Raw genomic sequence first — 13,444 nt, forward strand, 5'->3', positions numbered from 1 at the left:
ATGGTGTGGGGGCCACAACACTTTTCATGTTTTTTTAACGGCGTGTGTCTTCTGGTGGAATGTCGGCGACAATCTGCGCGATCACTTGTGTATCGCCCATGGTGAGGTGGGCATCCGTGTGTTTGATATTGCGCTGGTAGAGCCAGTTGAGCACAGATAGGAGTACTCCGATAAGTAGGAGTACAGCAGCGATGGAGTAGACCACTGGCTTCTGTGCCCAGGGGCCGATGAGGAAGATAGTGGAGGCTGCGCCGAGGTAAGGAACCCATCGGGGAGCGCGGAAGTGGTTATGTGCTTCGGCTGCGCTGTCGCGTCGTAGCACGATACAAGCGATGTTCACTACCGTGAATACGGCTAAGAGAAGAAGCGCTGTGGTGCTTCCGAGGGCAGAAGTGGTGTCGGCGCCCAGTGCTAGTCCGACAAGGGCCAACAGCCCCACTCCGAGGGCAGTGGTGAAGATGATGGACGCATATGGGGTACGGCGTCCGCGGTGGATTTTTCCTAGGGGGCGTGGCAAGACGCCTTGTTTAGCCATGCCGTAAACGAGTCGGGAAGCCATCATCATGTTCAGCAGCGCGGTGTTCGCGACAGCGAAAATAGTGATGAACGGGTAGAGAGTGTGGATAGGGATGCCAGGTGCGCCGCGGGCGATGACCTCGAAAAGTGGCGTGTCTGAGTTGGCAAGAACACCGATAGGCACGATGGCTACGGTGAACAGTGAGATGGCGACGTAGATAGCTAGGCAGATTCCCATGCCGCTGAGCATGACTTTGGGGAAGATGCGGGGGTCTTTCACTTCTTCGACCATGTTGACGGAGTCTTCGAAACCGACGAAGGAGAAGAAGGCCAGTGCGGTGACTCCGGAGAGCACCAGGAACATAGATTTGTCTTGGGGGGCTTCGAAAATGACGGTGCGTGAGAAGTCGACGTTGCCGTTGATGGTGGCCCAGATACCGACCCCGATAACCAGTGCCAGTCCGAGGAACCCGATGAGGGTGAGCACCATGTTGAGTTTCACAGATTCGGAGGAACCCCAGAAATTTACGACTGCCAATGAGATGAGGAAGGCAATAGCTAAGGCAACGACCGAGGTTTTGCTCCAGTTCAGGCCAAAACCGAGGTTGATGTTGTTAGCCACAGCCATGGAGGTGGTTGCAGCCGAGGTCAATCCGGAGCACAGCACGGCGAAAGTCACCATGAAGGTGAGGAATTGTTTGTGGAACGCTTTGTGCGCGTAGAGGGCGGCTCCGGAGGCGCCTGGGTATTTGGTGACGAGTTCGAGATAGGAGTAAGCAGAAAGTGTTGCTACTGCGAAGGCGAACAAGATGGGGGCCCAGGCAGCGCCGCCGACGTTGGCGGCCAGCTTGCCAGTGAGGGCGTATACACCTGTTCCGAGAATGTCTCCGAGGATGAACAGGAGAAGCAGCCCAGGGCCCATGACCCGGTGCAGTTCATGATGGTCGTGTCCTGCGACCTTGGTGGGGGGTGTTTTGCTCAAGGTGGCCTCCTAACGAGGGGGTCCGGCGGGGCAGGAGGTAGAGCCTCCTGTGGCCCGCCTCGCGCCCACGCGAAGTTCGATCAGCTTATTCACAGTTCGCGCTGATCCAAAAGCGTGGGCGCGAGGAGGTCACCGAAGGTCACCAAAGCTTGCGATAAACCTCTCCCGATTTGGGGTTAAGAGGGTCAGCGTCCCAAATGTGGTTTTTCATATCAGTGCCAGCTTCGGCGAAGTAACTCTCTAGAACGAGAACATCGCTGTTTCCTTGGAAGAATTCGCGCATTTTACGGATGAAATAGGGGTTGTCGCCGTTGCCGTCACGGCCTGGGCTAGCCAAGCCCCATTCGGAAACTGAGAGGCCTTTTTTATGTTCGCGTGCGAATCGGGCTAAATCGGAAAGGCCAACGCTGGAGTCAGGGGCGATGGAGCGGCGCCATTCGTTTTCGTTGCGGGCACGTAAAGGGCCCCAGTCGTAGTGGGAACAGCCGACCATGTCGACGACGTCATCTCCGGGGTACATGAGGTTGAGGCTGTCGAGGCGGTTTTTCTGGCCGCGCATCACAGTGCCGCAGTTAATGTCGAAGCTGAATTTAAGGCCAGGAGCTTCTTTTTTCATCAAATCATGGATGCGTCGATACGCGGTTTTGTATTCGCCAGCGGTTGAGGCGGTCACGCTCCAAGGCATCCAGGTGCCGTTGCCTTCCCAGCCGATACGCACCACCGAGTTACCGCGTCCTGCTTTTTGTAATTCACGTCCGGTGCGGCGGTAGGTTTCGTCGTATTTTCCTGCAGCGACATTTTTCAGGTCGCTGGGCTTGGCCTCGCGGGGCAAAATGGGTTGCCCCCAGAGAAGGACACCTTTGAAGTCTTTGAAGGTGTTGATTTCCCAGCTGGGGTCGTTGAGGTCTTTCCAGGTATCCCAGCCGGGGAAGGAAGGGGTGACGTCGCTGGGAGCGCCGCGCCAAGTGCCCCAGCGGGTGGCGCGTTCACCGGACATGAAGCCGCCGACCCATGCTCCAGAGTGCCATTTATTTCCGGACCTGGGTTTACCCAAGTATTGGTTGGCCAGATTATTGGGAGCAGGTTTGGCCACAGCGGTGTTTTTAATGCTGTTATTCGCCGGTGTTGTGATGGCGTTAGCCGGTGTGGCGGTAATGGCGGCTCCGGCGAGGAGGGCTGTTGAAGTGAGCGTTACGAAAGCTCGTCGAAGTGTCATATACATGCCTTTCGGTGTGGCGGGCACCGAAAGGCATGTATGTACATGCAGTTCATGGCTCTGCTCGTACCCCCTTGCCCCCCGGCTGCCGGAACCTTATGTCACTGCCGTGACGGTGTGCAGTCCCGTGGGGATGACCCACAGGGCTAGCACAAGGGAGGGAACAGGTTGTTAGTTACTTTTGAGGAAGGTCAGTAGCGCGGTCAAAGCTGCTTCGGTTCCGGTACTCAAAGTGGGTTGTAAAGCGGGGGCGAAGCGTGAACTGTGGTTGGGGTGGGGTTCACTGTCAGCGTCGAATCCACCCCAAAACCAGTAACAATAAGGCGTGCCGAAGGCCTGCGGGATGGTGCTGAAATCTTCTGAACCGGTTGCCGGTGTCATCGGGCTGACTCGCTCGGCGCCGAAATGTTCAGTGAATGCTGAGGTGAGAGCCTCAGTGACAGTGGTGTCGTTTTCAGTGGGTGGGATTACAGCAGAAAGAAAAAATTCAGGTTCGCGTGGGCAGCGCGCAGCAGTGCATTCGGCATGAACGATTCGTTTAACCGCCTCAATAAGAATGTCGAGGGTTTCTGAATTGTAGGCGCGGAAGTTAAGCAGCATGGTTGCTTCGCTGGGGATCACATTGGCTTTCGTGCCCGAGTGGATCGCGCCAACGGTGATGACACCAAAATCACTGGGATCAATTTCTCGAGCGACAACGCTTTGAATCCGGGTGATGATAGCGCTAGCAAGAACAATGGGGTCGACAGAAAAATGCGGCATAGAACCATGGCTGCCCTTGCCATGGACGACAATCTTCATCATCGCTGCCGTAGATAAAACAGGCCCCGCAGCGATCTGGATATGACCGGCAGGCAGTGGAACAACATGCTGTCCCAGAGCAACGTCAGGGGTAGGAACAGTGTCGGTCAAGCCTGCTTCCACCATCGAAACCGCACCTTCACCGGTCTCCTCTCCCGGCTGGAAAAGAGCCAGATAAGTGCCTGACCAGGCATCACGATGATGAGCGAGAATCTTCGCTGCACCCAGATGAGCAGCGACGTGGAAATCGTGACCGCAGGCATGCATGACGAACTGCTCGTTTCCGTCACGGTCTTTCGTCGTGGCTGTAGAAGCGTAGGGAAGACCAGTCTCTTCTTTGACAGGTAAGGCATCGAAATCGGCGCGGAACAAAACAGTGGGCCCTTCACCATTAGCGAGAACCCCGACGACGCCGCCACCGATTTGATGCGTGGTGTACCCGAATTCTTCTAATTGCCCAGTGATCTGCGCCAAAGTGGCGGTCTCTTGCATCGACAATTCAGGGTTGGCGTGCAGATGTTTATACAACTCTTCCTGCCAACCCTTGATCTCATCGATCTGTGCATACAGAGCCCTGGTGTCGGACATAAGGTGGCCTTTCTCATCAAGGAAATGGGCGCGATGAAGTGGTGCGTCAGCAACCTGCAGCAAGCACAGCAGATGCCCAAGAGACACCATCGACGACATCACGGCTTTCGCGAAGGCTTCCACATGCTAATCACGGCATTGCACCTGCCGCTCCCAAAAAAGTATGGAATTCACACACCAAATACATCCCGACAACGAAAACGCACACCCAACGAACACGTATAACCCGCCCCAGAACACCCTCCTTAATCAGTCAAAATTTCCCCAAACCCGTGTGCCCTCCTTGCCTCCATCTGCCTTCACAACTGTTCTGATACACGACCAAACCTGGCTGCCCATCCCCGGGCACCCTGGGAGGACACAAGGGAGAACACCACGTGGCCGACAACGCCGAGCCCACCACCAACACCACCGGGCACCACACCACCCCACCACCAGCCGTCCACACCTGGCTCTCCAACCTCCTCGACCTCACCCGACGCAACCCCCTCATCTGCCTGCCCAACACCGCTGTAGCCCTCCACACCAGCGAAAACACCCTCCCCACCCTCATCACTGCCATCACCTCAGGCACCCCCATCGTCATCCGAGGCTCCGATGACCTCGACGAACTAGATCTACCCACCGGCGCCCACCAATCCACTGACCTCGACAGCAGCACCCACACCACCCTCCTCGACGAGGAAAACCTCATCTTCGCTGTCGATGACACCGCCACCATCCGCAAACGCTTCCCCGACCTACGCCGACGCGCCCACGTCATCCGTGACCAATCCGGAGCCAGTCCGCTCTACCTCACCCTGGGGGCGCTGACCACCCACACCAACGGAAGCACTGACACCGCCCCCCTCTACCTCCTACCCATCACACTTGAAGGCCGCCGCTACGGGTCCTGGACCATGCAGCTCGAAACCCAAGGCACCCTACGCATCAACGAAAGCCTGCTCGAACGGCTGCGCCGCAACCACGGCATCGACCCCCAAGCCCTGCGCGACCTGCACACCAGCGACGATGCCCTCGACCTGCCCGGCGCGCTGGAGCGCATCCGCCAGGCCATCACCCACGCAGGAATCGACGCCGAGGTCACCACCGACGCCCGCATCGCATTGCTGGAGTACTCCACTCTCGAAATGTGGCGAGATCTGCACGACAACTGGGCCACATACCTCACTAATCCACTCCTTACCCACCTCACCAGCAGTGAAGACGCAGCCCCACCAGCCAACCCCACTGACGGACTAGCCACCCGGCCACTCCAAGCTGAAACCGAACTCACCGCACCCCTACCAGCTGATGGAGCCCAACAGCGCGCCATCGCCTGGGCCCACGACCAACACACCTTTGTCCTCGAAGGCCCACCTGGCACTGGAAAATCACAGACCATCACCAACATCGTCGCCGACGCACTCGCCAACGGACGCCGCGTCCTGTTCGTGGCCGAAAAAGACGCTGCTCTGGATGTTGTTGCTCGCCGCCTAGCGGCCATCGGCCTGCACGGACGGTGCCTAGACCTACGCAGCAAAGAACAAACCCTGCGCGGCATCCGTACCCACCTGTCTACATGCCTAGCTCAGCACGCCATCCCCACCAGCGAAGACCTCATCGCAGCCCGGGAACTGCACCGCGAGATCGTCACGGATCTAGCCCGCCACCCCGCAGCCATCCGCGAGCACGGAACCGGTCCCATTGCCGTGGACGCCTCTACTAGACGGGAACAAGCTGAACAATTCCGTCACAGCGCAGACACACTGCGCAGCGAACTGGCTGCAGCCCTGCCCCATATGCAGCCCTCCCACCCTGCTCCACCCGCCGCGATGGACGCCTTATCCACCGAACTCACCGCAGGTGAAATCGAAGGCCTCCACCACTTCGTCGACACACACATCGACGCCATCCTCACCCTCACCCCCTGTCTGCTCATGAGTCCGGCCACCGTTGCCCGCTATCTACCCGCCCGCGCACACCTGTTCGATCTGGTCATTTTTGACGAAGCCAGCCAGATCCGCGTAGCTGACGCTGTTGGATCCCTGGGCCGCTCAGACTCGGCCATCATCGTCGGCGACCCCAAACAAATGCCCCCGACTAACCTTTTTGGTGCTGCCGCAGCAGACGAAACCGACCGTCCGGATGAAGCTGAATCGATCCTGCTCGAAGCTGTACGGCGCGGCATCCCATGCCTACGGCTCACCTGGCATTACCGGTCGCGCACTGAAGGACTCGTTGCCTTCTCAAACGAGCGCTATTACGGCGGTGAACTTGCCAGCTTCCCCACGCCTCCGGGCGTAACCGCCTCTGGTGTTGAATTCCGTCGTGTCGAAGGTGGCTTTTTCGGTGCAGCCCGACGGAAACCACCACTGAACATCGTTGAATCCAACGAAGTCGTTGCCACAGTCCGCGAGATGGTTGCCCTAGATCCAGATGTCTCTGTTGGTGTGATCACCTTCAACGCAGCTCAACGCGACGACATCCTCGACAAACTCGAATCCGATGAATCCGCACCCGAAGTACGGGCCGCGCTGCGAAGAGAAAACGAACCAATCTTCGTCAAGAACATCGAACACGTCCAAGGTGATGAACGCGATCACATTCTCTTCTCTTTGACCTACTCCCTTCATGATGCAGACAGGCTCTCTCGTGACTACGGCCTTTTGCGCCACGACGGCGGCCAACGTCGCCTCAACGTCGCTATCACTCGCGCCCGCGTACGCAACGTGCTTTTTGCTAGCTACGACCCCGACGTCTTCGACCAGATTGATGACCTCCCCGAGGGGCTAGCTGACCTGCGTGATTACTTATGCGCTGCTCGCTATGGGCAGATTGCAGAAAAACCTGCCACCTCAACGGAGCCCTCTTGCCTTGTTTCCCCCATTGCTGCGCGGTTACGTGCTGAGGGCCTTGAAGCAGTCGAAGACGTGGGCGTCAGTGCTTTCCGGGTAGACCTGGCACTTCGTCGACCCGGGCGAAGCTGGGTTGCTGTTGGCCTGGACACCCAGCAGTGGGCCTCCAGGCCAGCTACCACCGATCGTGACGAGATCCCTCAACGTGTACTTGTGGGCCAGATGGGATGGGCTGCGGCTTACCAGTTGTATCGCAGCGAATGGAGTAACAGCCCCGACCAGGTCATCGCTGATCTTGTTCGTCTTGCTGATGAAGCACCCATCGCCGACGCTGCTAACAGCACAGCAGCAACCAGTGGGTCAGGAGCCGAACCTGATCCGCTCCTTGCTGCTGCAGCAGCCCAAGCTCAAACACAAGCCGACATTGTTGAGCGCATGGGCGCCACTCCTATCGGTTATCAGGCACCAGTGCTCACTCGTTTTGAAGCTGCTGAGGCAGAGCAGCGTGGTTCGCGTGAAACAATCAACGCGTTGCCAGACCACGCCGCTGTTGAAGAGGTGGCAGCGCAATGGCGCGAAATTGTCGAGATTGAGGGCCCCGTCCACATCGACCGTGCGGCCCGTATCGTTGCCCGCAGATTTGGGTGGCGACGTATGCCAGGAGTGGAACGAGACGCCATCGTTGCCGCGTTGCCTCCTGAGCTAGAACGAGTTGTTGACACCTCCGGAGAGTTTGTATGGGGCGAGGGGGTCGACCGAGATAAATACCGCGTGGTGCGGGGACAGAATCGGGCTGAGCGTCGTGCCACCGAGATTGCGCCTGAAGAACGCGCTAACGCTGTCCTACTTGCACTTGCTGAGTCAGGTGGGAAAGCAGGAGAATCCACCGTGCTCAGAGGAGTCAAGGAGATATTCGGCTTCGGTTTCCTGGCAACGCAGTTGCGGCCAGCTTTTTGGCCGGTTATCGAAAATCTCGTGGCGAGCGGACAGGTGCAACGTCAAGGACGCGAACTCGTTCTTGTCCAGGATGCTTCTGCTGCGCGAGAGCATTCGCGCGTGGGGTAAATAATTTGGCAGCCACTAGTGCGTGGGCAGCGCAGTAACTCAGTCCAGGAGTTTTCCGCGGCCATCGTGGGCACGGCGCAGCGCGATGAGGACGATGTCTGCGATGTGCCAGATACCGAAGGTTGCCCAGCCGAACAGCAGTTTGCCTATAGCTAGCCAAATGTTTCCTAGGTAGAAGCGGTCCAGGGCGAAGACGCCAAAGAAAATCGACAGCAAGATGGCGACTAGCCAGCTTTTATTTGAGAACAAGCCAGGTACGTGTGAAGCGAACATTTGACGGCCATCGGGCAGGATCACGGTGTCGCTGCCGCGTAGGGTGCGGTCTTTAGCCATGATGGCCAGATCTGAGAAGGAGTACGGACCGATCGGGTCGCTGTGGCGGCGAACGTAGTAGCTGTCGTTGGCGGTAGGTCGCTCATCCATGGGTGGCCTTTCGCTGGGTGGGTGTGAGGTGCGTGGCTTCATATACGGCATGTATGAACCATCTTCCCTGCCCGCGTGGGTCGCAATTCAGTAGAGGGCATAGCTGCGTGGTGTGGGATGTGTGCTGCACGGGTGCCAGGATGTGGGGCATGAATTTCTTCATGCGAGTCGGAGCCACTGCTGCCGCGACGGCCGTGGCTGCGTGGGTTGTTCCGGGTATCGCCGTTGGTGGGGTCTCCACTGGGCACAAACTCTTCACCCTCATTGGGGTGGCGATTGTGATCGGTGTGGTGAATGCCTTGATCAAACCGATTGTCACGTTTTTGTCTGGCTGCCTGGTGTTTCTCACGCTGGGACTGTTCTTGTTGGTGATCAACGCGTGCATGTTGCTGTTGAGTAGTTGGTTGTCTAACGCGGTTGGGCTGGCTTTTGCGGTGCATGGTTTTTGGAGTGCGTTGATCGGTTCGATCATTATCAGCGTGGTTTCGGGGCTCCTTTTGGCGCCGATGGGTGGTAGCTGAGGAGGTGCTGGGGTTTAGTCAGAGCCGAAGAGATCCCGGGTGTAGACCTTTTCAGCGACGTCGGCTAGTTCTGGAGAGCGACGGTTCGCGATGATGACATCGGCGCGGCTTTTGAACTCCTTGAGGTCTTTGACTACTTCGGAGCGGTAGAACTCCGTGGCCTCCAGGGTGGGTTCGTAGACGATGACGGGGATTCCTTTTGCTTTGATTCGCTTCATAATTCCTTGGATGGAGGAGGAGCGGAAGTTGTCGCTGCCGGTTTTCATAGTGAGTCGGTAGACCCCGACGACGTGTGGTTTTTTGTCGATGATGTCGAAGGCGATGAAGTCTTTGCGGGTGGTGTTGGAGTCGACGATGGCGCGGATGAGAGTTTGGGGGACCTGGTCGTAGTTGGCTAGGAGTTGTTTGGTGTCTTTGGGTAGGCAGTAGCCGCCGTAGCCGAAACTTGGGTTGTTGTAGTGGTTTCCGATGCGAGGGTCTAGCCCGACGCCTTCGATGATTTGTCGGGTGTCTAGGCCGTGGCGGGCGGCGTAGGTGTCGAGTTCGTTGAAGTAGGCCACTCGCATGGCGAGGTAGGTGTTGGCGAAGAGTTTGATGGCTTCGGCCTCGGTGGTTCCGGTGAGTAGGACAGGTGTGTCTTCTTCGAGGCTGCCTGCGTGAAGTAGGTATGCGAAGGTTTTTGCTTTGTCGCTAGCGGTGGGGGAGTTGGGGTCGGATCCGACGATGATGCGTGAGGGGTGCAGGTTGTCGTGGAGCGCTCGACCTTCACGAAGGAATTCGGGTGAGAAAAGGATGGTGATGTCGGGGTATGTGGTGCGTACTTGGTCGGTGTATCCCACTGGGACGGTGGATTTGATGACTGCTGTGCCGCCGGGGTTGTGGCGGGCCACCAGGTCTAGGACTGCGTCGACGCTTGAAGTGTCGAAGAAGTTGAGGTTGGGGTCGTAGTTGGTGGGGGTGGCGATGATGACGAAGTCAGCACCGGTGTATGCGGTGGGGTCGGTGGTGGCGGTGAGGTTGAGTGAATGGTTGGTGAGGTATTCGCTGATGTCGGGGTCGACGATGGGGGAGCGGTGGGCGTTGATGTCGGCTACGCGGGCGCTGTCGAGATCCACGGCGGTGACTTCGTGGTGCTGTGCCAGGATTACCGCATTCGCGAGCCCGACGTATCCAAGTCCTGCTACGGCGATCTTCATGCGGTCAGATTAGGCGCGGAAGAGTCGGATTCGTGAGAGTTGCGGGTGTCAGGCGTGGCCGCGTTGGGGCGGGCCAGTGTGGAATAGGTGATTCTCTAGGCGCCATTGGAACGCGAAGAAAGTGATTTATCTCATCTTGACATGAGTGTGTTTGGGTGAGTGTTTCATGCGGAAAAAGCTATGAGCTGCAAGCTCTTTGTATTTGTGACTTGCCCCAGTGATTGCTGGAAAAAATCCCAACGTGTGGGTGAGGTATTGAAGTCAGTTAACGCTCGCTTTAGCGTCAAAAACAGTTCGGCACAACGGTTTTCGTTTTATAGCCGAACTGTGCAGCACTCTCGCAGTGAGGAACATCATGCCTCACCTCAACTCCCCAGGAGCACAAATGCATAAGCGCAATGTCGCGCGTGTCGCGGGGGCTGGGCTGACCGCTCTCGTTTTGATGGTCACAGCTCTACCTACCGTCCACGCCGCACCAGAGAGTAACGGGTCAGATCCTTCTACTGGCAACATCACCACACCTAACACACCTGATAACAACCCTCTCCTGCCGCTGGTCAATGTCAAGCGCCCCAACACCCGCCTTAAACCCAACATCTTCAATCCGCACCCGGTCTGTAACGCCCACCAGGACTACCGCACCGTCATTTATCGCGTACAGGATCACTTCACCCCCATGGGGGCGATCGAAACCCGCAACGACTCAAAGGGAGATATCCCTCTAAGCCAACAGTTGAGCAGAACTCAAACGATCAGCCTGTCTGTCAGCGGTGACTACGGCAAGACGTTTGGCAGCATCTCCTCGGGCCTGAGCGCTGTGGCGGGCAAACTTACCGGAAACATTTCTGCCACCTCACCCGCAGAGTCACTGAATATCCGGCCCAGCGTCTCGTACTCACTTGCCTGGACGGTTGGACAAACAATCGGACCGTTCACTGTCCCTGCTGGCCACACAGGCAAAGCAACGTACGGGTTCCGGCAGCTGTCGTTTAAAGGCACGCAGCAGCGCTGCCGCGCCAATGGAACATGGTCTAACCCCTGGACTTACTCGGGACTGGCGCCGCTGAGCAACGCCGTCGTCGTGAAGGTCTACAAGAACAGCGCCTCTGAGGCGACCGGAACCAAGTGAAAACAAGGACGTCACAGCGATGAAAAGAATGACACGTAGGTTCCTCGCAGCCGGCGCTGCCGCGGCGGTAGTGGCATCGGCAGCAGTGCCCGCCTCAGCTGCCGATACCGCTCCCAAACGTGACCTCGCGGTGAGTTATGCCGTATCAGGAGCGAAGATTCCTGGGTATCCAGGATTAGTGACGCTTCGCCTGACCAATGCAGGAACGGACCGGTATTACGGTGAATTCCCCTTGGTGACTTTTGAAGTCAAAATCATCACGGCTAAGGGGCCCCAAGGAGTGAACCGTAATATCGGCACCCGCAGTTTTCACGGCTCGCACGTGGAAGATCTTGGGTTCGATGAAGCAACTTCCACGCACACCTACCGCGTGATCCTGTCTAACCCGGTGGAACGCGGCACTAAAGGTATGAACATCGCGGGTTTCTACTTCGGTATCGGCGCTACTCGTGAGGGCCGTGTCATCCAGAAAATCGTTACCACTCAAAAGGGCCGCTTGCCAGGTGATACCCCCAACGCTAACGATCAAAACGTCGACTCAACTGTTGCGGGCAATACGCACACTAACTTCGGTAAGCCGACCGGATTGTTCTGATATCCGCGCAGCTAAGTCTCCTGCTTAGTCACGCGTTGGGTACGCAGATTGCCTGGGTCGTTTTCACAATGACCAGGCAATCTGCGTAGCCACGGATTTGTAGAGAATCAGGCAGTAGTAGGTGAGCTGCTAACCGATTGCGGCTCTGGCCCCCAGTAGTCAGTTTTTTCGGTAATACCGATGTCGGCGGCGCAGAACGTGGGGTTCACGCCCTGCTTGCGCTGCTCGATGTAATTCTTGCTGGCTTTGATGGCGTGGCTACCCAGCAAGATGATCACCGGAATATTGATCAGAGCCATCAAGCCCATCAAGATATCGGCGATGCTCCAGGCCATTTCAAACTCTAGGAGTGCACCGCAAAACACGATGAGTACTGCGACGGCACGGAAACCGCGTAGCAGCCACACAGCAGGTTCCCCGTGGCAAAGGAACCTCAGGTTAACTTCCGAGTAGTAGTAGTTGCCGATGAGAGTGGTGAAGGCGAACAACACCAGGCATGTGGTGATGAAGGGCGGACCCCATGCGCCAAATACGGTAGCCACCGCGGCCTGGACGTAAGCCACGCCTGCCATCTTCTCGTCCGGGACCACGCCTGAGGCCAGCACTGTGAAACCGGTGACGGTGCATACGAACCATGTGTCGATATATACCGACAGCATCTGAACGAGTCCTTGCTTAACCGGGTGTGAAACCGATGCTGACGCAGCGGCGTTAGGTGCCGAACCAACTCCAGCTTCGTTGCTGTAAAGGCCACGCTTAATGCCAAGCATCATTGCTGAGCCGGCAAAGCCACCAAAGATTGCCGGGAAATCGAAGGCGCTGGAGAAAATCGCCGCGAACATGCCAGGAACTAAGTGCAGGTGGGTGAACACCACTGCGATCCCAGCGAGTAGGTAAGCGATCGCCATGAAAGGAACAAGCATCGAAGTGACATGAGCCAAACGCTGACCACCACCGAAGATCGGTAGCGCAGCCATCAAGGCTAGGACAGCACCGAGAATCAATGGCGTGGTGCTTTCCGAGAAAAAGCCGTAAGTGCGGAATGAGTCGACAGTGTTGTACGAGGCAACCATGTTGAAGCCACCCATGTACGTGAAGATCAACGCGCAGGCAAACACCACTCCTAGCCAGCGTGCCTTCAGTGCGGTGGTGATGTAGTAGGCCGGTCCCCCATAAGAGACATTGTTTTCACCGCGGCGCTTGTAGATCTGGGCCAGAGTGCTCTCGACGAACGCCGATGAAGCTCCAAGTAAAGCGATGAGCCACATCCAAAACAATGCGCCAGGGCCGCCTAAGACGATCGCGACTGCTACGCCTGCAATATTTCCTGTGCCAACGCGCGAAGCGGTGGAAACCATAAGGGCGCTGAAGGAAGAAAGCGATTCGCCTTCTTCTTTCGGTTCTGTCACAACACGAACTGATTCGGGCAGCAGTCGCAGCTGCACAAATCCAGTACGAACACTGAAATAGAGTCCAGCTCCAATGAGCAGAGCGATGAGGATGTACTGGTACAACACGTCGCTCACGGCGGTAAGAAAATCAGCCATCGAGGCCCTTTCAGGGAAGAGGGACCGC

The 13,444-nt window shown here is 57.3% G+C and carries 10 protein-coding genes; 4 read left to right on the forward strand and 6 right to left on the reverse strand.

Features of this window, described 5'->3' with window-relative positions; translation table 11 throughout:
* Positions 1-34: 34 nt before the first annotated feature.
* From AC2T9U_RS01825 to AC2T9U_RS01835, 3 genes are all read right to left on the reverse strand, one after another.
* Positions 35-1,498, reverse strand: a complete 1,464-nt coding sequence (locus AC2T9U_RS01825) for an APC family permease (RefSeq protein WP_493696454.1) — start codon at positions 1,496-1,498, stop codon at positions 35-37.
* Positions 1,499-1,637: 139 nt separating this feature from the next.
* Positions 1,638-2,714, reverse strand: a complete 1,077-nt coding sequence (locus tag AC2T9U_RS01830; RefSeq protein ID WP_493696455.1) for a glycoside hydrolase family 26 protein — start codon at positions 2,712-2,714, stop codon at positions 1,638-1,640.
* A 171-nt stretch (positions 2,715-2,885) separates the two neighbouring features.
* Positions 2,886-4,226: an amidohydrolase gene (locus AC2T9U_RS01835; protein WP_493696456.1), complete on the reverse strand. Its 1,341-nt coding sequence runs from the start codon at positions 4,224-4,226 to the stop codon at positions 2,886-2,888.
* 254 nt (positions 4,227-4,480) lie between these two features.
* Here AC2T9U_RS01835 and AC2T9U_RS01840 point away from each other — a divergent pair, with 254 nt between their 5' ends.
* Entirely contained in the window at positions 4,481-8,005 is a 3,525-nt protein-coding gene (locus AC2T9U_RS01840; protein WP_493696457.1) for a DUF3320 domain-containing protein, read from the forward strand.
* A 39-nt stretch (positions 8,006-8,044) separates the two neighbouring features.
* Here AC2T9U_RS01840 and AC2T9U_RS01845 read toward each other — a convergent pair whose 3' ends face one another.
* Complete coding sequence (locus tag AC2T9U_RS01845) at positions 8,045-8,428, reverse strand: TM2 domain-containing protein (RefSeq protein ID WP_181816080.1); 384 nt, start codon at positions 8,426-8,428, stop codon at positions 8,045-8,047.
* Between the two features lie 149 nt (positions 8,429-8,577).
* Between AC2T9U_RS01845 and AC2T9U_RS01850 the strand changes: the two genes are divergently transcribed.
* Positions 8,578-8,949: a phage holin family protein gene (locus tag AC2T9U_RS01850; RefSeq protein ID WP_115032795.1), complete on the forward strand. Its 372-nt coding sequence runs from the start codon at positions 8,578-8,580 to the stop codon at positions 8,947-8,949.
* A 14-nt stretch (positions 8,950-8,963) separates the two neighbouring features.
* Here AC2T9U_RS01850 and AC2T9U_RS01855 read toward each other — a convergent pair whose 3' ends face one another.
* Positions 8,964-10,145, reverse strand: coding sequence for a nucleotide sugar dehydrogenase (locus AC2T9U_RS01855; RefSeq protein WP_493696458.1), 1,182 nt, complete (start codon positions 10,143-10,145; stop codon positions 8,964-8,966).
* A 385-nt stretch (positions 10,146-10,530) separates the two neighbouring features.
* Here AC2T9U_RS01855 and AC2T9U_RS01860 point away from each other — a divergent pair, with 385 nt between their 5' ends.
* On the forward strand, positions 10,531-11,274 hold the full coding sequence (locus tag AC2T9U_RS01860) for a hypothetical protein (RefSeq protein WP_493696459.1): 744 nt from the start codon (positions 10,531-10,533) through the stop codon (positions 11,272-11,274).
* 28 nt (positions 11,275-11,302) lie between these two features.
* Positions 11,303-11,869, forward strand: coding sequence for a hypothetical protein (locus tag AC2T9U_RS01865; protein WP_493696460.1), 567 nt, complete (start codon positions 11,303-11,305; stop codon positions 11,867-11,869).
* A 107-nt stretch (positions 11,870-11,976) separates the two neighbouring features.
* On the opposite strand, the gene AC2T9U_RS01870 is transcribed toward AC2T9U_RS01865, so the two are convergent.
* Positions 11,977-13,416: an alanine/glycine:cation symporter family protein gene (locus AC2T9U_RS01870; RefSeq protein WP_493696461.1), complete on the reverse strand. Its 1,440-nt coding sequence runs from the start codon at positions 13,414-13,416 to the stop codon at positions 11,977-11,979.
* Between the last annotated feature and the right edge of the window lie 28 nt (positions 13,417-13,444).

The organism is Dermatophilus sp. B7861-1, assembly GCF_058996045.1.